The sequence below is a fragment of the Serratia sp. EC4 genome, from assembly GCF_059652115.1.
This window is the reverse complement of sequence record NZ_JBNIDE010000003.1, coordinates 411,214-430,525: the sequence shown is the minus strand read 5'-3', so window position 1 is coordinate 430,525 and position 19,312 is coordinate 411,214. Positions and strand designations below refer to the sequence as shown.

General features: G+C 55.8%; 15 protein-coding genes, 3 tRNA genes and 3 pseudogenes. 13 read left to right on the top strand and 8 right to left on the bottom strand.

Annotation, left to right across the window (positions count from 1 at the left end; all coding sequences use genetic code 11):
* Nucleotides 1–539: 539 nt before the first annotated feature.
* From uvrY to ACP39K_RS12345, 6 genes are all read left to right on the top strand, one after another.
* Nucleotides 540–1,196, top strand: coding sequence for a UvrY/SirA/GacA family response regulator transcription factor (uvrY, locus tag ACP39K_RS12370; RefSeq protein WP_004927947.1), 657 nt, complete (start codon nucleotides 540–542; stop codon nucleotides 1,194–1,196).
* Nucleotides 1,189–3,021 carry an excinuclease ABC subunit UvrC gene (uvrC, locus tag ACP39K_RS12365; RefSeq protein ID WP_004927940.1) on the top strand — a complete coding sequence of 611 codons (1,833 nt, stop codon included), beginning with the start codon at nucleotides 1,189–1,191 and terminating at the stop codon, nucleotides 3,019–3,021. Before uvrY ends, uvrC begins: the two co-directional genes overlap by 8 nt.
* Before the next feature lie 58 nt (nucleotides 3,022–3,079).
* Complete coding sequence (pgsA, locus tag ACP39K_RS12360; protein WP_004927937.1) at nucleotides 3,080–3,628, top strand: CDP-diacylglycerol--glycerol-3-phosphate 3-phosphatidyltransferase; 549 nt, start codon at nucleotides 3,080–3,082, stop codon at nucleotides 3,626–3,628.
* 144 nt (nucleotides 3,629–3,772) lie between these two features.
* A tRNA-Gly gene (locus tag ACP39K_RS12355) sits at nucleotides 3,773–3,848 on the top strand.
* 716 nt (nucleotides 3,849–4,564) lie between these two features.
* A tRNA-Cys gene (locus ACP39K_RS12350) sits at nucleotides 4,565–4,638 on the top strand.
* Nucleotides 4,639–4,648: 10 nt separating this feature from the next.
* A tRNA-Leu gene (locus tag ACP39K_RS12345) sits at nucleotides 4,649–4,734 on the top strand.
* Nucleotides 4,735–4,839: 105 nt separating this feature from the next.
* Here the strand turns inward: ACP39K_RS12345 and ACP39K_RS12340 are convergent.
* Nucleotides 4,840–5,305, bottom strand: a pseudogene (locus tag ACP39K_RS12340) (site-specific integrase); the annotation flags it as partial.
* Here ACP39K_RS12340 and ACP39K_RS12335 point away from each other — a divergent pair.
* The 3 genes and pseudogenes from ACP39K_RS12335 to ACP39K_RS12325 all read left to right on the top strand — a co-directional run.
* Nucleotides 5,301–5,564, top strand: a pseudogene (locus ACP39K_RS12335) (hypothetical protein); the annotation flags it as partial. The pseudogenes ACP39K_RS12340 and ACP39K_RS12335 sit on opposite strands and share 5 nt — an antisense overlap.
* A gap of 104 nt (nucleotides 5,565–5,668) precedes the next feature.
* The gene (locus ACP39K_RS12330) at nucleotides 5,669–6,778 is read left to right on the top strand and encodes an acyltransferase family protein (protein ID WP_497008539.1); all 1,110 of its coding nucleotides are present in this window, start codon (nucleotides 5,669–5,671) and stop codon (nucleotides 6,776–6,778) included.
* A 151-nt stretch (nucleotides 6,779–6,929) separates the two neighbouring features.
* Nucleotides 6,930–7,825, top strand: a pseudogene (locus tag ACP39K_RS12325) (phage terminase large subunit); the annotation flags it as partial.
* A gap of 312 nt (nucleotides 7,826–8,137) precedes the next feature.
* On the opposite strand, the gene ACP39K_RS12320 reads toward ACP39K_RS12325, so the two are convergent.
* Nucleotides 8,138–9,478: an anaerobic C4-dicarboxylate transporter gene (locus tag ACP39K_RS12320; protein WP_497008538.1), complete on the bottom strand. Its 1,341-nt coding sequence runs from the start codon at nucleotides 9,476–9,478 to the stop codon at nucleotides 8,138–8,140.
* A gap of 237 nt (nucleotides 9,479–9,715) precedes the next feature.
* On the opposite strand from ACP39K_RS12320, the gene ACP39K_RS12315 reads away from it, so the two are divergent.
* The 3 genes from ACP39K_RS12315 (at nucleotide 9,716) to ACP39K_RS12305 (ending at nucleotide 11,108) form a co-directional block, all read left to right on the top strand.
* Complete coding sequence (locus tag ACP39K_RS12315; RefSeq protein ID WP_497008537.1) at nucleotides 9,716–10,168, top strand: PaaI family thioesterase; 453 nt, start codon at nucleotides 9,716–9,718, stop codon at nucleotides 10,166–10,168.
* A 141-nt stretch (nucleotides 10,169–10,309) separates the two neighbouring features.
* On the top strand, nucleotides 10,310–10,591 hold the full coding sequence (locus tag ACP39K_RS12310; protein WP_016928239.1) for a hypothetical protein: 282 nt from the start codon (nucleotides 10,310–10,312) through the stop codon (nucleotides 10,589–10,591).
* Nucleotides 10,557–11,108, top strand: a complete 552-nt coding sequence (locus ACP39K_RS12305; RefSeq protein ID WP_033640764.1) for a hypothetical protein — start codon at nucleotides 10,557–10,559, stop codon at nucleotides 11,106–11,108. Before ACP39K_RS12310 ends, ACP39K_RS12305 begins: the two co-directional genes overlap by 35 nt.
* A gap of 56 nt (nucleotides 11,109–11,164) precedes the next feature.
* Here the strand turns inward: ACP39K_RS12305 and ACP39K_RS12300 are convergent, their stop codons facing one another.
* The 6 genes from ACP39K_RS12300 to etsA all read right to left on the bottom strand — a co-directional run bounded on the left by ACP39K_RS12300 (nucleotide 11,165) and on the right by etsA (nucleotide 18,223).
* Nucleotides 11,165–11,434, bottom strand: coding sequence for a hypothetical protein (locus ACP39K_RS12300; RefSeq protein ID WP_016928237.1), 270 nt, complete (start codon nucleotides 11,432–11,434; stop codon nucleotides 11,165–11,167).
* Between the two features lie 96 nt (nucleotides 11,435–11,530).
* Nucleotides 11,531–11,668 (bottom strand): hypothetical protein, encoded by a 138-nt coding sequence (locus ACP39K_RS12295; protein ID WP_162531381.1) that lies wholly within the window; start codon nucleotides 11,666–11,668, stop codon nucleotides 11,531–11,533.
* Between the two features lie 142 nt (nucleotides 11,669–11,810).
* Nucleotides 11,811–13,313: a glycine betaine/L-proline transporter ProP gene (gene proP / locus ACP39K_RS12290; protein ID WP_004927916.1), complete on the bottom strand. Its 1,503-nt coding sequence runs from the start codon at nucleotides 13,311–13,313 to the stop codon at nucleotides 11,811–11,813.
* A gap of 414 nt (nucleotides 13,314–13,727) precedes the next feature.
* Complete coding sequence (gene etsC / locus ACP39K_RS12285) at nucleotides 13,728–15,095, bottom strand: macrolide efflux RND transporter outer membrane subunit EtsC (protein ID WP_033640762.1); 1,368 nt, start codon at nucleotides 15,093–15,095, stop codon at nucleotides 13,728–13,730.
* Nucleotides 15,096–15,098: 3 nt separating this feature from the next.
* Nucleotides 15,099–17,036, bottom strand: coding sequence for a MacB family efflux pump subunit (locus ACP39K_RS12280; protein ID WP_049191090.1), 1,938 nt, complete (start codon nucleotides 17,034–17,036; stop codon nucleotides 15,099–15,101).
* Nucleotides 17,033–18,223 carry a macrolide efflux RND transporter periplasmic adaptor subunit EtsA gene (gene etsA / locus ACP39K_RS12275; protein ID WP_497008536.1) on the bottom strand — a complete coding sequence of 397 codons (1,191 nt, stop codon included), beginning with the start codon at nucleotides 18,221–18,223 and terminating at the stop codon, nucleotides 17,033–17,035. Before etsA ends, ACP39K_RS12280 begins: the two co-directional genes overlap by 4 nt.
* Nucleotides 18,224–18,454: 231 nt before the next feature.
* On the opposite strand from etsA, the gene cho reads away from it, so the two are divergent.
* Nucleotides 18,455–19,303 carry an excinuclease Cho gene (cho, locus tag ACP39K_RS12270; RefSeq protein ID WP_048795274.1) on the top strand — a complete coding sequence of 283 codons (849 nt, stop codon included), beginning with the start codon at nucleotides 18,455–18,457 and terminating at the stop codon, nucleotides 19,301–19,303.
* The last annotated feature ends 9 nt before the right edge of the window (nucleotides 19,304–19,312 follow it).

The following is a 19,312-nucleotide window of genomic DNA, read 5'->3' as shown; positions in this document are numbered from 1 at the left end:
GGCAACGTTCGCTCATTGCCTGTCTGAATCATCTACTCTCGGCAAGTTATTTCGAGGTGGTTAACAAGTATTTTTCCGGTACGTTATTGTTGAACAATCGAGGTTATTATAATTATTGGGGGCGGAGGCGCCGATTTTACCGGCGTTTGCCGGGAATAATAGTTTCCACCGTGGGTTGCCAGACCCGCGTTAGCCGCGGATTTTGTTACGCCTTTAAATATCAAATGATTACAAACAGCCAACAGCCGTGTTAATATTATTCATGTCGTGATTGCTTACACAGATTTCTCCCTCGCGGCATGATTGTCGCGCTATCCTGTGTCAGACGCAGCGCGACGAAATTATTTTCGTCGCCCGATCTTTTCCGACATGACGATTTATCGGCGGCATAGACGGCTAAAATTGAAAAATCAGCTCTGCTCCGCAAAGTTATTCGGAAGTATGTATTAATCTGTGTTCATTCTTGTCTGAAAAACAAGTAATATCTCTGGCGAAAACAGAGGCCGATTGCGTTACTCCCTTTTTTTGGAGATTTTTCCTTGATTAGCGTTCTTCTTGTTGATGACCACGAACTGGTGCGCGCAGGGATACGACGCATTCTTGAAGATATCAAAGGTATAAAAGTTGTCGGTGAGGCTCAGTGCGGTGAAGACGCCGTAAAATGGTGCCGTGGCAACGCTGTCGATATCGTGCTGATGGACATGAATATGCCGGGCATTGGCGGGCTGGAAGCCACGCGCAAGATTGTGCGTTATGCACCCGACGTCAAAGTCATCATGTTGACCATCCATACTGAAAATCCTTTGCCCGCGAAGGTGATGCAGGCGGGTGCCGCCGGTTACCTGAGCAAGGGCGCCGCGCCGCAGGAAGTGATTAACGCCTTGCGTTCCGTGCATGCCGGGCAGCGCTATATCGCGTCTGATATCGCCCAGCAGATGGCCCTGAGTCAGTTGGAACCGCAGGCTGAAACGCCGTTCAGCTGCTTGTCTGAACGCGAGTTACAGATCATGTTGATGATCACCAAAGGCAAAAAAGTGAATGAGATCTCGGAGCAACTGAGTCTCAGCCCGAAAACGGTGAACAGCTACCGTTACCGCATGTTCAGCAAACTGAATATCAGCGGCGACGTCGAATTGACTCACCTGGCCATCCGACATGGATTGTTCAATGCGGAGACGTTGTTAAGCAGTGAATGACCGTTTTGATGCCAAAGCCTTCCTGAGTACCGTCACCAGCCAGCCCGGCGTCTACCGTATGTACGACGCCACGGGTACGGTGATCTACGTCGGTAAAGCCAAAGACCTGAAAAAGCGTCTCGCCAGCTATTTTCGGCAGCAGGTCAGCAGCCGTAAAACCGAGACGCTGGTTAAAAATATCGCGCAAATAGACGTAACGGTTACCCATACTGAGACAGAAGCGCTGTTGTTGGAACATAACTACATTAAATTGTACCAACCGCGATATAATGTTCTTTTGCGAGACGATAAATCTTATCCGCTGATTTTTCTCAGTGCGGATACCCATCCCCGTTTGGCGGTGCATCGCGGCGCCAAACACGCCAAAGGCGAATACTTCGGGCCTTTCCCCAACTCTTACGCCGTGCGCGAAACGCTGGCGCTGCTGCAGAAGCTGTTCCCAATCCGCCAGTGCGAAAACAGCGTGTATCGCAACCGTTCGCGTCCGTGCCTGCAGTATCAGATCGGCCGCTGTCTGGGGCCTTGTGTTGCCGGCCTGGTGAGCGAAGAAGAGTACCGGCAGCAGGTGGACTACGTGCGGCTGTTTCTTTCTGGCAAAGATCAGCAGGTATTGCACCAGCTGATTGAGCGTATGGAAGAAGCCAGCAAACTGCTTAATTTCGAAGAGGCGGCGCGCATTCGCGATCAAATTCAGGCCGTGCGCCGCGTCACCGAACGGCAGTTCGTGTCGGGCGACAGCGACGATCTGGACGTGATCGGCGTGGCGTTCGATGCCGGTATGGCGTGCCTGCATGTGCTGTTCATCCGTCAGGGCAAGGTGCTGGGCAGCCGCAGCTATTTCCCTAAAGTGCCGGGCGGCACGGATATGGGCGAGGTGGTGCAGACCTTTGTCGGCCAGTTCTATCTGCAAGGCAGCCAGGCGCGTACGCTGCCCGGCGAGATCCTGCTGGATTTCAGCCTGCCGGAAAAAGACCTGCTTGCGGAATCGCTTTCCGAGTTGGCGGGGCGCAAGATCCAAATCCAAAGCAAACCGCGCGGCGATCGCGCCCGTTATCTGAAACTGGCGCGCACCAACGCGGCAACGGCGTTGACCACCAAGCTGTCGCAACAGTCGACGATCCATCAGCGGCTGGCGGAGTTGGCCAAAGTGCTGAACCTGACGGAAATCAACCGTATGGAGTGCTTCGATATCAGCCATACCATGGGTGAGCAGACCGTGGCTTCGTGCGTGGTGTTCGACGGAAACGGCCCCGTGCGAGCGGAGTATCGGCGTTACAATATCAGCGGCATCACTCCTGGCGATGACTACGCGGCGATGACGCAAGTGCTGAAGCGCCGTTACGGCAAAGCGCTGGAAGAGAAAAAGATCCCGGATGTCATCTTTATCGACGGCGGTAAAGGGCAGCTCGGCATGGCGATCGACGTATTCAAATCGCTGAATGTTACCTGGGACAAGAATAAGCCGCTGCTGATCGGCATCGCCAAAGGTGCCGACCGCAAGGCAGGGTTGGAAACGTTGTTCTTCGTCCCGGAAGGTGAAGGGATTTCTCTGCCGCCGGATTCGCCGGCGCTGCATGTGATCCAACACATCCGCGACGATTCGCACAATCATGCCATTACCGGTCACCGGCAGAGAAGGGCGAAAGTCAGAAATACCAGCGCATTGGAGCTGATTGAAGGCGTAGGGCCGAAACGGCGCCAGGTGCTGTTGAAGTATATGGGCGGACTGCAACCTTTGTTGAACGCCAGCGTGGAGGAAATTGCAAAAGTGCCGGGTATTTCACAAGCATTGGCAGAAAAGATCTACAATGCATTGAAACACTGAGGGCAATGTAGCAACATACTCTTAATTTCCACTCTAGCCAGATAGTTACCGTAGCATTATGCAATTGAATATACCGACTTGGCTTACCCTGTTTCGCGTAGTTCTGATCCCATTCTTTGTGCTGGCGTTTTATCTGCCGTTCAACTGGGCTCCGATGGTTTGCGCCGTTATCTTTGTGTTTGCCGCCGTCACCGACTGGTTTGACGGCTTCCTGGCACGTCGCTGGAAACAAACGACACGCTTCGGAGCGTTTTTGGATCCGGTCGCGGATAAAGTGATGGTGGCGGTGGCGCTGGTGCTGGTGGCGGAACACTACCACAGCTGGTGGATCACGCTGCCGGCGGCCACCATGATCGCCCGTGAAATCATCATTTCGTCGCTGCGCGAGTGGATGGCGGAAATTGGCAAACGCAGCAGCGTGGCGGTGTCCTGGATAGGCAAAGTGAAAACCATGGCGCAGATGATGTCACTGGTGGGCTTGCTGTGGCGGCCGGATCGCTCCGTAGAGTATGTGGCGATTGGCTTATTGTATATCGCAGCGGTGCTGACTTTCTGGTCGATGTTCCAATATTTGAACGCGGCACGCAACGATCTGCTGGAACCGTGATCGATACGCTGCAAAAATCGGCAAACGATCGTGGTGAGCCAACAATTTTATTGACTCATCACGTCAGGTAAGTAGAATGCATCGCATCAGACGACAACGATGAATTGCCGAAAGATGGCAAAGAAATCAGTCAGTTCTGGTAATGCGGGAATAGCTCAGTTGGTAGAGCGCAACCTTGCCAAGGTTGAGGTCGCGAGTTCGAGCCTCGTTTCCCGCTCCAAATATTGGCCTGTTGAATCCCCGCGATTCGGCAGGTAAGAGAAAGGGGCTTCGGCCCCTTTTTTCGTTTTCTATTCCTTTGCCGTCCGGCGAAACCTGTCTGCATCTTCCTGCATCGACTATTGTCCCTATCTCTCCTGTCGTTTTCCTGCCGTAGGATGCCCCGTTGAACAGCGAAAACAGGCACATTTGATTGGGCGTCTGCCGGTGCTTTGTGGGGGATTGATGCCGACCCATCGTGCGCTGGAAAGCCTGACGTCAGTCTCCAGCTTTGCAGTTACGTTGGCCGTTCAGGGCGGTGGAGATTGCGCGATGTCTCCCATGATGATGTTTTGCATGATATCCCATCATCTATAAGCGGGTGAAAAGCCGGGGAGAGGTGCGTAAGCGATTCATGTCGAGAAAAAAGATCCGATTTGCCCGTGAATCCTCGAGCCGATGCATATAAAATCAACATTCCGCTTGTCTTTCCGTTGGCATTGTGAACAGTGCGCCCACAAAATAAGCAGTTGAAAGCGTTAGAGAACTTTTTGCTATTTCGGGGGGTTGCCAAGGTGGGGGGTTTAGTCCATAATGCAGTCCATCGATTCGGCGGTAACGAAATAAATTACTTAAGAATCAGATGATTAAGATATGCGATTTCAACATCGCAGTTAAAAAGAACAAAACGAAGTGGGTGAATCACCGGCTTTGGCCTGAAAAGGCAAACAGAATAAAGGCGCGTTAACAAAGCGGTTATGTAGCGGATTGCAAATCCGTCCAGTCCGGTTCGACTCCGGAACGCGCCTCCAACTTTCCCGAGCCCGGGTGGTGAAATCGGTAGACACAAGGGATTTAAAATCCCTCGGCTTATGGCTGTGCGGGTTCAAGTCCCGCCCCGGGTACCAGGGAACGAAAATACCGAATAATCAAAGCAATAAGTAGTAATGTCGTAGACCGCCGAGAGGCGGTTTTTTTGTTTTTGCACTCCCATTCCTAACATCAATTTTACTCTATGCGCGCGCACTGAATAATTGCTGTCCGCCGACCACCGGCACAATCTTGGTTTTTCTGTCGTATCTTGCTGTTTGGCTGATGCTCTTGTGCCCTGAAATCGCCTGCTTCTCGGTGAGTGAGCCTTCCAGATCAGAAATGCCGTTGGCTTTAAGAGCATGGAAAGTGAAATCAAAACTCAGCTCTGGGAGCTCGGCGGCAGATCGCTCACTGGCTGGCCTGCCAGCGGCATCCCTCGTATACCGGTGCCCCCGAGGCTGCTGTAGAACGTACATGCTCACTACACCATCCTTTAGCGGCAGGCTGGCGGCGAGATCAATCGCCGCTTTAAGCCGGCCTGTCATGCCTTGATCTGTTTCTTGCCTGTTTTTCCCTGCTTGATAAAAATCCCCTTCGGCAACAGCTGAGATTTCGACAGAGTCAGAAGATCGCCTTGCCGGGGCAGCAAAGATAAGCCAGCGCCATGACGTATGCATTGAAACAGCCGGCCAACGGCAAAGAGGTGGAGATGACGCCTCAAAACCTGGTGCTCGAAGGTCTGTATCGGTCGGGTATTCTCGGGCCACTGATGGAATACAACAACATAGCGGAAAAGGCATCGGGTGGCATGGTCGGCCTGTTGGGTACGCTGACTGACGTCATCCCCGGCGTGCTGAACGGCGACGCCGGGGATCGTGTTATACACAATGCCTGCACGTTTTTACCAGGCAATAACCTGTTCTGAATAGCTTCGCTTATTAATCAGGTAGACCCTGGCATGAAGTAACATTTTGATGGATATCTTTACAAAAGAAATGTAAAATTCGCAAACCTTTAGGATTGTTGCGGTTGACATTTTTAAAAATGAAACACATCAAAGAGTTGGATGGGCTTAGAGGGTTAATGGCTTTGTGGGTTGTTGCAGGACACGCGTATGAAGCCATTCCCACAATGAACAAAGTAATACCCATCACGTTGTTGAATGATTTTGCAGTTGACGTTTTTATAGTTCTCAGCGGGTTTGTTATTTTTAACCTATTAAATAAAAGCAAGGTGTCTTATAAGAAATATATAACTCAAAGATGGATGAGGCTTTTCCCTATATATCTGGTGGTTCTGGCCGCATCAATCTCGAGCATGTATTTCTACAGGGATATATTAACTATTGCTCCGTTCTCACCATCAACGGAGCATAGAATTTATCAGGTGGATACCTATCTAAGTAACCAGTTTTCTCATCTCATTCCGCATCTTTTCCTGCTCCAGGGGATAATTCCTGAGAGGGTATTGCCACTTGCTGGCACAACAATCGTAGGCCAGGCTTGGAGCGCTTCCGTTGAGTGGCAGTTCTATCTGATTGCTCCTATGTTGTTTGTTTTTTTTAGTAAGTTAATGACATCCTCTTCTAACAGGGCGTTTTTACTTGCGTTATCTTTCCTGGTCGCCATGATTCTTTTGAGCAAGGTACTTCATAATAAAGCGTTTGCTGGTGGAAGCATGGCTGCTTTCTTGATGGGGTTTATTTCATTTTTCTTTTATCGTGATATTTTCCCGATTATTACTCTGGCTAAGCTTAAGGTTATTTCTTTCTTTGTTGTTGTGTCATCGGTGTTGTTGCTAAAGAAGGATTGCATCGGCTATGTAATATGGTTTGCGACATTCTTTGCTGTTCTGATAAGTATGAAGAGTGAACGTGGGAATCTCATAACAAAATTGTTTGATAATAGAATCATGCAGATTATTGGCAAGGTTTCTTATTCTGTGTATATGGTTCATATGTTGGTTATTTACTTCTCTCTATATCTTTTTGTAAGGCTGGAAGTTAATGTTGGGTTTGGATATTTAATGCTTGTGCCTATATCAATAATTGTCTCGCTAATTGTATCAATGGGCACGTTTAAGTTTATTGAGCAGCCAATGATGAATCTGGGAAAACGAGTTTCACAAAAACTGGCATAAGAGCATCTAACATTTCGATGTCTCTACGATAGCCAGGAAACCAACCACCCGCCACATCATAGCCCCATGACAACCATGGGGCTTTTTTATGCACAACGATTACAAAACCCGCCTTAATGTGCTGAGTGACAAGTTAACCGACGTCGTGCTGAAGGAAGCCGAATCGGATACCTGTCCGGGCGCCGACTGCCTGACGATCAAGCTTTTCGAGAAAGAGCACCGCATCGATGAAAAAAGGCGACGGTGCGCAGCTATAGACTGACGTTCGGGCCGGAGTATGTTTTTGTTGGCATCCATAAGGGCGCGCGCCTGCTCGCAGAGGGCGTCGATTGCCAGTTGACGGCAACGGGCATCACTTTCGCTGAACCGCCAAGAACGACGGTGGACTGCTACGCAGAATCCGCCTCGATCCTGAGCGTATCCGCGAGTACAACGTGCAGCAGGAAACCCGGTGCGCGAACCGCACCGCCTCGATGTGGCGGGGCAGCCAGCAGATCGTTGGTGCTGACCGACGCACGCGGGCACCTGTACTGGCACGTGTGCCAGGAGCTGATCGGCGATCTGGCCGAGTTCAACGAGCGCGACAAAATCATCGGCGGCCAGGTAGTGCAGATCCGCGAACTGGTGATCCGGTACCAGATACCGCAGGTGGTGGTTGAAGTGAACGGGCCCGGCAGTTTCGCCGGCAAGTTGCTGCGTCAGGCGCTGAAAGGCACCGGTTGCGGTGTTCGTGAAGTCACGATAACCAACAGACAAAAACGCATTCTCGACGCATTTGAGGCGCCGCTGTTGCCCTGTTTTCTGTGGGCGCATAGCGACGTGCTAGACGGGTCGGCCTATGACCAAATGCGCGTTTTCAACCCGGTGGTAACCAACCAGCCGGACGACTTCAGCGATTCCGGGACGGGGGCTAACAGCGAGACGCCCGTGCGCATCGGAGAAAATTGGTCGGAAAACCGACCAGCTCAGGGGCGGGAAGATTGGCAGTCATCAGATGGTGATCATGAGGTCGCCGTGGACTACTCCCCCTCATACATCCAAACGTAAACCGCGTTCCAGACCAGCGGCGCGGCGGCCCCAAACGGAACAACAGAATTATTATGGATATGTAAGATTAACAAGGTGAATTTAAAATCCCTCGGCTTATGGCTGTGCGGGTTCAAGTCCCGCCCCGGGTACCAGGGAACGAAAATACCGAATAATCAAAGCAATAAGTAGTAATGTCGTAGACCGCCGAGAGGCGGTTTTTTTGTTTCTGTCATTCGCATTACACCTGCATTCTTCCCTGTCTTGTCATGTCTTATACCCATGGATTGTCATCCTGCTTGCAGGGAGCCCCGCAGGGCTCCGAAGTACAACTCATAAGAAACCGAACGCCGCAGCGAGGATCCAGCCGAAGACGCAGGAGACGCTGACGCCGATCAGGCCGGGCAGAATAAAGCTGTGGTTGATCACGAAGCGGCCGATGCGGGTGGTGCCGGAGCGATCGAACTGGATTGCCGCCAGATCGCTGGGGTAGGTTGGCAGAATGTAATAACCGTAACAGGCCGGCGCCGAAGCGACGATATAGGCAGGGTTAACCCCGATCGCCAGCGCCACCGGCACCAGCGCCGCCAGTGCGGCGGCCTGCGAGTTGACGAATTTCGACACCAGCAGCAGGATCAGCGCATAGGCCCAAGGGTACTCTTTCACTAACACACCCAGTGTGGCCTCGATCTGCGCCAGGTGCGCGCCGAACATGGTTTCCGCCATCCAGGCAACACCATACACCGCCACGATGGCGATCATGCCGGAGCGGAATACCTCGTTTTTAGAGATAGACGCCGGGTTGGTGCGGGTGATGATAACGATCAACGCCCCGGCCATCAGCATGCACATCTGGATCACCAGAACCATGGAAAGTGGCTTGCCGCCGAAGCTGGGCCGCAGGCCGGAAAAGGCTCCCAGCACCGCCACCAGGGTGATGGTGGCGAGGAAAATCCACATGGCGATCCAGTTGCTGCGTGGCAATACCCGGTCCAGCAGGGTAGCGGCGTCGCCGTAGACGTAGCGATGGTTTTCCGGCACCGAGATGAACTTCTGGAACTCCGGGTCTTTGTCCAGGTCTTTGCCGCGGAACCAGCTGAAGATGCCGATCGCCAGAATGCCGCACAGCGTCGAAGGGATGGTGATAGACAGCAGATCGAGGAATTCCAGATGGCGGCCATTGAAGGTGTAGCTGCTGAGCATCGCCACCAGTGACACCACCGCCACCGACACCGGGCTGGCGATAATGCCCATCTGTGCGCCGATCGAACTGGCCGCCATCGGCCGTTCCGGGCGGATATTGTTTTTGATCGCCACGTCATAGATGATCGGCAAGATGGTGTACACCACATGGCCGGTGCCGCACAGGATAGTGAGAATGCAGGTGACGAAGGGGGCGATGATCGAGACATAACGCGGGTTGCGCCGCAGCATCCGCTCGGCGATCTGCAGCATGACGTCCAACCCGCCTGAAGCCTGCAGGGTGGCGGAGGCCGCCACCACCGCGATGATCACCAGCATCACGTCTACCGGCGGTTTGCCGGGCTGCAGGTGAAAGCCAAACACCAGGATCATCAAACCGATGCCGCCCAGTAACCCCAGCGCAATGCCGCCCTTACGCGCCCCATACAGCAGGCATGCCAATATAACCGCTAATTGCAGAAAGAAATCCATGATAGATACGCCTTAATAATGTTGAACTTAACTGCGTTCAGTTTCCGGCGGTGTTTACAGTAGAAAGTTGTTTTAAATCTAAAGGCGCTAAAAAATTGTGGTTATTAGCTCTAAAGAGTGATGACGGTCACGTTCAGAGAATCTGAAGAGCAGGCGGCTGACGACATCAGCACGAAAAAGCAAGTTAAGAGGTCAGACCTCTCCTATATAACCGGTTTACCACCAGAGGAGAGAGCAATGGACCCGACAAAAATGACCGGGCTGGCGTTATTACAGGCTGCGATGGCTGGCAAGATCCCACCGGCCTCGATCGCTGAAACCGTGCCCATGAAACCGGTCGCGGTGGAAGAGGGGTATATCCGCATCGCGGCGCGGGCCGACGGGCGCCATCTGAATCCCCTGGGGGGCGTACATGGCGGTTTCGCCGCCACGGTTTTGGACTCGGTGACCGGTTGCGCGGTGCACAGTACGCTGGGCGCGGGGATTGGCTATGGCACCGTCGATCTGCAGGTTAAAATGTTGCGCCCTGTGCCGAAGGAAACTGATCTGATCGCCGAGGGGCGTCTGGTCTATGCGGCGAAGAACGTCGCTTTCGCTGAAGGCACGCTCAAAACGGCGGAAGGGAAGCAGCTGGCTTCAGCAACCGCCACTTGTTTTATTATTCGCCCCGCCGAACAAGCACCGCAATAACCTGCTCTTTATCGGGCTTCGGGCTATCAACCCGGAGCCTGATGCATTTATCTTTGGCTGCATACCTTGCTGCGCTACGATGGCAGGCGCGATACGCCATTGTGGTCTAGTATTCTTGGGTGAAAATTTATCGGGGTGATTATGCAGCCGTATAAAGAGGTTGAGTTTGATCATGAGCTTTGTCTGGCGATCGGCAAAGCCGTATTAGACGTGGTGGCGCAGGGGGAAGAAACCAGCGCTCCGGCGGTGATGAACGCGATTGAGCGGTCGGTGGAGCAGGGGCTGGATGATGACGAAACCGCCATCGCCGACGACGCCCTGGATTTGATGGCTCGTCTCATCCACGGCTTCAGATTCATTAATCTCGCGGGTGAAGAGGATACTTCCCATGCATTGGTTGAATTTCAAGCGCTACAAGAGTGACGTTGCCAAACAGGCTGTGCCGCCGCATTTGAATGCGGCTGAGTTTGCGCGGCATTACGCTGACAAGCCGCAAGCCGATACGGAAGAGTACCTTTCGTTGAGCGGGGAGATGTGCTGGGATGCGGTGGTGCTTTGCGCTCATCGTTCAGGCGCGCTCAGCAAGGCGAAATACAAGCAGCTGTGGCTGACGGTGTTCGATAAGCAATACAAACATTTCGTCAGCCCTGATGATACCGAGATCCGCACCATGGCGGATATGCTGCGCGCGCCGCAGGGATGTTTTATCGGTATATTTTCCCTGCGCGACGCGGCGGCGCCCCGTTTACTGCATGCCATGATCGGCACCGGCGCGGGATTTGCCGCGGGCAATAAAAATCTTTGCATCGGCGTGGGGGGCGCGGTCGGTTGGGAAAATCTCAATCTGGCGCGCGATCTGCGCTGGCAGCCGGAAGGCGGTTTTTTACGCCAGGGCGACAACGAAGTGCTGCGCATTTTTTATCGGCCTTTCCCCGCCTGAACCACCGGTCCGCAGGCTTTTTAGGATAAAAAACCGCCGCCCGGCGGTTTTTTTGCTTACTTAAACCCGCCGTTGCGCATGAACTCAAGACCGGCGGTGGTGATCCGCGTTTGGTGCGGATCGATATCATAGTTGTTCTCGTCGATGTCGCTCATCACGTAGGCTTGTATCAGCCCCTTGGTTTTGAGATAGGCGAAGGGATCGGCGAAGGCGTGCGGGCTGGTGGCGTCCTGCTTCCACAGTTCGTAGGTTTTTTCATCCAGCGTGCCGGGGTGATTGGCGGCCAGCCGGGTCAGGATCTGATTGTAGAACTCATAGTCGGTCATGATGCAGTCCTCTTTATCGCGAGCGACAGTCTCGGAAAATAGCGTAACGTCTATCAATCATAGCCGAAGTTTTCCACCGCCTGCGGCGGCGTCGGGTTAGCCGCGTTGGCTTTCAATCCAGTGAAACAGACGTGAAATGCTGCAGGTGATATCGCCAATGTTGAAGAGCGCGCCGAGCCACAGGGTCAGCATCACCAGGATGCCGATGATGATGGGAAGGTCCATTTTGCTCATGATTATGTTCTTCATCAATAAAGAGTGTGCGGCAAAGCGTACCACCAATCCTGATTGTCATAAAAATGCGCTGCGCATTATTTCTTTTGAAATCAAAGTAAAAAAGCCACCCAAACGGGTGGCTTTTGTCTTTCAGCGGCGATCAGTCCAGCTTGGGGTGCTGGTCTATCAGGATCTGCTTTTTCTTTTCCAGCTCGGCGATCTGCGCGTTGATGTCCTCGACTTTCTGTTCGATATTGTCGTAGGTCTCCTGCAGCAGTTCTTTCGCTTCGGTACGGTCAGAAGCGGCCGGCGTCGCGCCGCGCAGCGGCTTGTTGGCGGTCTCTTTCATGTACAGACCGGTGATAAGACCGATCACCGCCACAACCATCAGGTAGTAGGCCGGCATATACAGGTTGCCGGTCGCTTCGACCAGCCAGGCAGCGGCGGTCGGTGTCGCACCGGCGATCAGTACCGAAATGTTGAACGAAATCGCCAGCGCGCTGTAGCGAATGTGCGTCGGGAACATTGCCGGCAGAATCGAGGCCATCACCCCGGTGAAGGAGTTGAGCAGCACCGCCAGCACCAGCAGACCGACGAAGATCAGGCCGATGACGTTGCTGTTGATCAAAATGAAGCACGGGATCGCCAGCGCCAACAGGCCGATGCTGCCGCCGATGATGAACGGCTTACGGCCGATACGGTCGCTGGTCAGGCCGATCACCGGCTGCACGAACAGCATGCCGATCATGATGGCGATGATGATCAGAACGCCGTGATCCTCCGAGTAGTGCAGGTTATGCGACAGGTAACTCGGCATGTAGGTCAACAGCATGTAATAGGTCACGTTGGTGGAAATCACGATACCGACGCACACCAGCAAACTTTTCCAGTGTTTGGCCGCGATCTCTTTGAACGAGGTTTTCGGCGGATTTTCGATGGCGTTGCGATCCTCTTTCTCCATCTTATCCACGTGCTGCTGGAACGCCGGGGTTTCTTCCAGCGCATGGCGCAAATAGAGACCGATCAGGCCCAGCGGCGCGGCGATGAAGAACGGAATGCGCCAGCCCCAGTCGAGGAAGTTGGCTTCGCCGACGATGCTGGAGATCAGCACCACTACGCCTGCACCCATCACAAAGCCGGCAATGGAGCCGAAATCCAGCCAGCTCCCCATAAAGCCGCGTTTGCGGTCCGGCGAGTATTCGGCGACGAAGATCGCCGCGCCGGAATATTCACCGCCGACGGAGAAGCCCTGCGCCAGTTTGGCCAGCAGCAGCAGGATCGGAGCCCAGATGCCGATCGACGCATAGGACGGGATCAGGCCGATACAGAAGGTGCTGACCGCCATGATGATAATGGTGACCGAGAGGACTTTTTGCCGGCCGAACTTGTCGCCCATGGCGCCGAAGAACAGGCCGCCGAGCGGACGCACCAGGAAGGGCACGGAGAAGGTCGCCAGCGCGGCGATCATTTGTACGCCGGGCGAGGCGCCGGGGAAGAAGACCTGGCCAAGTGCGTAGGCGACAAAGCCGTATACGCCGAAGTCGAACCACTCCATCGCATTGCCCAGGGCCGCTGCGGTGATCGCCTTCTTGAGTTTGCTGTCATCGATGATGGTGATGTCGTTAATGTGCATCGGTTTATGTCGTTTTTTTCTTAACTTCATATAATCATCCCTTAATGAATTATTCGTTGTTCGTGAAAGCGTAATCTCCGTTCACTGTTGTTTTCGAGTTATCAAATAGGCTAATCGAATCGCGGTTCAAGACGATTCATTATCCACATTTAAGTTGGGATGTGGATCACAAAATACCGTCATTTATGCCAAGGTTATGTCATTTAGGTGACTAATTATTTTGCATCTATAGCTTAACGTTATATCTTGCGGCGATCAAATCCAGCAGTTTAACTTAAGTATTTGCACCGATTTGGTGCGAGAATGGTCTAATAAATGTGCGATTTGACGATTTTTCGTCTAATTGGTGATGTTTCAAGTATAGAGAGTGCGGGAGATAAAACCGGAAAAATTGATGTGTTCGCCGCTAAAAAAACGCCTGACCCACTGGCCAGGCAGTTTGGATTAGGGCGCCGACGAACCGCCGAACTCCAGATAGATTTTCGCCAGGTTCTGGTACTGCGCGAAGCGGTTTTCGTCCACCGCCAGTTCCGCCTGACGGCGTTGCTCCTGCGCGTTTAACCAGTCGGTTATGGTGACGGCGCCCTGCCGGTAACGCACTTCGTTCAGCCGTTCCGATTTGCGCGCCAGCGCCAGCGAGGCCTGCAGCTGTGTCTCTTGCGCCAGCAGTTGCGCGCGCAGCGACAGGGCGTTGTTCACATCGCCCATCGCCTTGTACAGCGCCTGCCTGAACTCCAGCACCAGCTGTTCATAGTCATTGCGGGCGATCTTGATCTCCACGCCCATTTGTCGCCATTGCAGGAACGGCATCGTCAGGCCGGCGCCGAGGCTGCCCGTCGGGTTGCGCAGGAATTCCAGCAGCGCGCTGCTGCTGGCGCCCAGTGAACCGGTCAGGCTGAACGCGGGATAGTATTGCAGACGTTTCTCGTCGACGTTGGCCAGGGCGGCGCGCAACCGCAGTTCTTGAGCGTTGAGATCCGGACGACGGCTCAAGACGCTGGCGGGAATGCCGGTGTTGATCTGCGGCATCGCCGTCGTCGGCAGACGCGCGGGCGCGATAGTGGCCTGGCCTGATGGCGCGCCCCGCAGCACCGCCTGTTCATTCAGCGCCTGTTGACGATCGTGTTGCAGCGTCAACAGCCGGCTTTCCTGCGTCAACAGGTTTTGTTCCGCGTTCACCACGTCCAGCGCCGAGATGCTGCCGGCCTGATAACGGGCGTTGGCCAGCCGCAGCGTCGTTTTGGCATACGCGATGCTCGCCTGGCTGACGCCGATCTGCTGATTGAGAAAACCGATGCGCCAGTAGTTGGTGGCGGCGTCGGCCAGCAGCGTCAGCCGCGCCGTTCGCAGATCTTGCTCGGAAGCCTGGCTGGCCCACTCGGCGGCGTCGCGCTGGCGAGCCAGTTTGCCCCACAGATCGACTTCATAGCTCGTAGAGAGAGTCGCGCCGCTGGTTTTATTCCAGGCGGAGGACTCGGACAACGGGCGATTGATGCCGCTGCTTAACGAGGCGCTGACGTCAGGCGCGGTGCTGATGCCGACGCGTTCCGCCTCGAGCCGCGCGCGGTAGACGCGCAGCACGGCGACGGCCAGATCGTTGTTGCTCGCCATCACCTGTTGCAGCCAGCGATCGAGCTCAGGATCGTGGAAATCACGCCAGTCGAACGGCGTCGGCGCGGCGTTTTCGGCGGCGTATTGCCACCCCGCAGGATAGTTGACCTGCGGCGCCCGGTAGTCGCTTTTCAGGGCGTTGCCGCAGCCGGCGGTGAGCAGGGCGGCGAGGCTTAACGCCAGGGGAGAGAGAATTTTCATGGGTTACTCGCTGGCCAATGAAACGACCGGATCCATCCTTGCCGCTTTACGGGCGGGGAGATAACCGAAGATCATGCCGATTAAGGTTGAACAGAAAAACGCCGTCGCGGCGGCTTGCCAGGAATAGATGGCGGTGAACATGCCGCCCGCCAGCGAGGTGAATAGCGAACCGGCGGCGAACGACAGCGCGATGCCCAAAATGCCGCCGATCAGACAGACCAGCACCGCCTCGATCATGAACTGTTGCATGATATCGCCGCGCCGTGCGCCGACCGCCATGCGTACGCCGATCTCGTGGGTGCGCTCGGTTACCGAGACCAGCATGATGTTCATCACGCCCAGGCTGCCGATCACCAGCGAGATCGAGGCCACCATCAGGATCAGCAGGCTGAGCGTCATCGAGGTGCGTTCGATCGATTTACGGAACTGATCGCGGTTGAACGTCATGAAATCCTTGACGCCATGGCGTTGGGTCAGCAACTGCGTGATGGCGCTGACGGCGGCTTCGCTGGCGACGTCGTCCTTCAGGCGCACGGTGATGCCGCTGAGCGTGGTCTTGCCGACCATACGGTACATCACCGTGCTGTAGGGCATCCAGACGCTGATGCGGTTAGGCGCATAGTTGCGTTCGCTTTTGGCGACGCCGACCACCCGCGCCGGCACCGAGCCGAGAAATACGATCTGGCCGAGCGGCTCGACGCCAAAATCGCCGAACAGCGCCTGGCGCGCGTTATCGTCGATGATCACTTCCTGCAGCGCGTTGCGATCGTCGCGGAAGGTGGCGCCTTGCACCAGCGTGATGCCGTTGACGCGGAAATAGTCGCGCCCGACGCCGGTGATCGAGGCGGTGGCGGATTTGCTGCGAAAACGGATGCTGTCGGACGCGCTGACTTCAGGGCTGACGCTGTCGACGAAGCTTTGCTGCGCCAGCGCGTCGGCGTCGGCCGGCACCAGGGTGCGGATGCTGTCGATGGCGTCGTCGAAGAAGTCGCGCCCCGGATAGATGCTCACCACGTTGGTGCCGAGCCCCTTGATATTCTCCAGCGTACGCTGCTTGGCGCCTTCGCCCAGCGCCACCACCGTTACCACGGCGGCGATGCCGAAGATAATGCCGGTCATGGTCAGCGCGGTGCGCAGGCGATGGGCGTTCATCGCTTTCAGCGCCATATGTAGCGATTCGCGGGTGCGGTCAATCAGGCTTTGCCAGCCGCTTTGCCGACTGCGGTTCGGCGGCGGCAGCGATGGGCCGGACGCCGACTTGCGGCCGCTGTCAGCGATGATCACGCCGTCTCGCAGCTCGATGACGCGGTGCGCATGCTGCGCCACGTTCATATCGTGGGTCACGATCACCACGGTGTGGCCGCGCTGATTCAATTCGCTCAGGATCGCCAGCACTTCCTGGCCGGATTGGGTGTCCAGTGCGCCGGTCGGTTCGTCCGCCAGGATAATTTCGCCGCCGTTGATCAGCGAGCGGGCGATGCTGACGCGCTGCTGCTGGCCGCCGGAAAGCTGGCCGGGCTTGTGGTCTTCGCGTCCCTCAAGGCCCAACCGCGCCAGCAGTTGCGCCGCTCGCCGCCGCCGCTGATCGCGCCGGGCGTTGGCGTAGATAGCCGGAATTTCGACGTTGCCCAGCGCGCTGAGATCGGGCATCAGGTGGTAACGCTGGAAGATAAAGCCGATATGCTCGCGGCGCAGGCGGGCCAGTTCGTCCGGCGACAGGTGGGCGGCGTTCTGGCCGCTGATGTAGTAGTCGCCGCGATCCGGCACGTCGAGGCAGCCCATGATGTTCATCAGCGTCGATTTGCCGGAACCGGAGGCGCCGATGATCGCCACCAGCTCGCCGGCGGCGATGGTCAAATCGATGTCTTTCAACACCGTCAGCGTCTGACCGCCGTTGGTGTAGGTTCGACTGATGCCTTTTAGCTCGATGATCGCGTTCACAGGAAAATGCCATCCTCAGCCGACTTGGCGGCGGGCTGCGACAGCACCACGGTTTCACCGGCTTTCAGGCCGCTGAGGATCTGAATATCGACGTTGTTGGTGATGCCTGTGGTCACTTCGCGCGTTTCCAGCCGCTGATCCTGAGTCAGCACCTGCACCTGCTGCACTTTTCCTTCGGTTTTATGCACCGCCTGGATCGGCACCAGCAGGGTGTTCTTCGCGTCGCCGAGCAGTAAGGAAACCTGCGCGGTCATGGCGATGCGCAGGCGGTTCTCCGGGTTGGGCACGTCCAGCAGCGCGTTGTAATAGACCGAGGCGTTCGAGGTGCCGGAACCGGACGCGGAGCTGGTGCCGGCGAGCGAGTCGTCTTTCATCACCGATTCCGGCGCCAGCTCGATGGTGCGCAGCGTGGCGTCGTACCGTTTATCCGGATCGGAAAAAATAGTGAAGTACGCCTTTTGCCCCGGTGAAATGCGGGTGATGTCGGCTTCGGAGATCTGCGCCTTGATGGTCATCATATCCAACCGCGCCAGCTTGACGATGGTCGGCGCGCTTTGGCTGGAGTTGACCGTTTGCCCCTGCTGCGTCACCACGGCGATGACGATGCCGTCCATCGGCGCGACCACGCGGGTATAGCCCAGATCGATTTTTTTCTTGTCGACTTCAATCTGCGCCTGCACCAGGCGCGCATTGAGCGAAAGCTGTTCGGCGCGGGTGGTGGCCAGCGTGGCCTCGGCGGTCTCGAAGTCTTCACGCGAGCTGGCTTCGTCGCTCAGCATGCGGCGCTGGCGTTTGAAACGCGATTCCGCCTGCTTCAACTGCGCCTGTTTGGCCTGCAATTCGGCCTTGATGACGTTCAGCGCCGCCTCGGCGTTGCGCAGATCGTTGCGCTGTTGCAGATCGTCGATGTCGGCGATCGGCTGCCCTTTGGTGACGCGATCGCCCAGTTTGACCTTCAGCGATTTGACTTCACCGGAGACCCGCGCACCGACGTTAACGCGCTCGACGGCATCCAGTCGCCCGGTGGCCAGCACGGCGTTCTCGATATCGCCCAGGCGGGCCGGCGCGGTAACGCAATCCTGCTGCGGCGGGCGTTGCCAGTAGATGGCCAGCGCGACAGCGACGGCGATGAAAACGATGGCGGCGATCAACGCCAGACGGCGGGAGGGGAGTTTCAGTGGTGACATACCCAGGTTTTCCATAACGATAAAAGCGGCGGTTCCAGTCTGCCATCATGGCAGCGCCAGCTTGAACTGGCGCTAAACGTGAGGCGCTTTCCCGCTGGAAAGGGGATGGTAAAGGCTTTCCCGCCAAAGATCACGGCGAGTTATTATCCTTCGGGTGTGCAACCGGCTGCAGGGCGCGTTATACTGGCTAAAAAACCAGTGTTCATTCATCAGCAGGACAATACCGCCGCCATGATGCCAAACCGCCTCGAGCCGGAACTCGACATTTATCAATACCCGGAGCACCTGCGCGCCTGCCTGGCGCCGTTGCCCAAAGGGCCGGGTGTGTATATGTTTCACGGTCAAAGCGAGAGCCTGCCGCTTTACATCGGTAAAAGCGTCAATATACGCAGCCGGGTGATGGCGCATTTCCGCGCGCAGGACGAGGCTAAAATGCTGCGGCAAACCCGACGCATCAGCTTTATCGAGACCGCCGGCGAGTTGGGGGCACTGCTGCTGGAGGCGCAATTGATCAAACAGCAACAGCCGCTGTTCAACAAGCGCCTGCGGCGCTCGAAGCAGCTGTGCGCGCTGCGCGTGCAGGCAGACACGGTGACGATTGCTCACGCCAAAGAGATCGATTTCGCCGTTACGCCCCATCTCTACGGGCTGTTTGCCAATCGCCACGCCGCGCTGGAAAAGCTGCGCGCCATCGCCGACGAGCATCGTTTATGTTACGGCAAGCTGGGGATCGACAAGCTGCCGGCAGGGCGAGCCTGTTTCCGCTACAGCCTGCGCAAGTGCGCGGGCGCCTGCTGTGGCGTGGAGTCGGCGCAGGAGCATGCGCTGCGGCTCGGCGCGGCGCTTGAACAGCTGCGCATCGCCTGTTGGCCGTTCGCCGGGCGAGTGGCGTTGGAAGAACAGGGCGAGACGCTGCGTCAGTACCATGTGATTCACAATTGGTTTTATCTGGGTTCGGTCAACAGCCTGGCGCAGGCGCAGCGGCTCCAGAGCGCGGCCAGCCATTTTGATAGCGATGGCTACAAGATTTTGTGCAAGCCGCTCATGGCCGGCGATTATCGGATTATTGAGCTGCCGTAATGCTATAAC

Excerpts from the sequence above, each read along its gene's own strand:
- cho (WP_048795274.1), top strand. The coding sequence starts at position 18,455 with ATGATGCCAAACCGCCTCGAGCCGGAACTCGACATTTATCAATACCCG.
- pgsA (WP_004927937.1), top strand. The coding sequence starts at position 3,080 with ATGCAATTGAATATACCGACTTGGCTTACCCTGTTTCGCGTAGTTCTG.
- ACP39K_RS12320 (WP_497008538.1), bottom strand. The coding sequence starts at position 9,478 with ATGGATTTCTTTCTGCAATTAGCGGTTATATTGGCATGCCTGCTGTAT.
- proP (WP_004927916.1), bottom strand. The coding sequence starts at position 13,313 with ATGAAGTTAAGAAAAAAACGACATAAACCGATGCACATTAACGACATC.
- etsC (WP_033640762.1), bottom strand. The coding sequence starts at position 15,095 with ATGAAAATTCTCTCTCCCCTGGCGTTAAGCCTCGCCGCCCTGCTCACC.
- ACP39K_RS12315 (WP_497008537.1), top strand. The coding sequence starts at position 9,716 with ATGGACCCGACAAAAATGACCGGGCTGGCGTTATTACAGGCTGCGATG.
- ACP39K_RS12300 (WP_016928237.1), bottom strand. The coding sequence starts at position 11,434 with ATGACCGACTATGAGTTCTACAATCAGATCCTGACCCGGCTGGCCGCC.
- ACP39K_RS12295 (WP_162531381.1), bottom strand. The coding sequence starts at position 11,668 with ATGAGCAAAATGGACCTTCCCATCATCATCGGCATCCTGGTGATGCTG.
- etsA (WP_497008536.1), bottom strand. The coding sequence starts at position 18,223 with ATGTCACCACTGAAACTCCCCTCCCGCCGTCTGGCGTTGATCGCCGCC.
- ACP39K_RS12305 (WP_033640764.1), top strand. The coding sequence starts at position 10,557 with ATGCATTGGTTGAATTTCAAGCGCTACAAGAGTGACGTTGCCAAACAG.
- ACP39K_RS12310 (WP_016928239.1), top strand. The coding sequence starts at position 10,310 with ATGCAGCCGTATAAAGAGGTTGAGTTTGATCATGAGCTTTGTCTGGCG.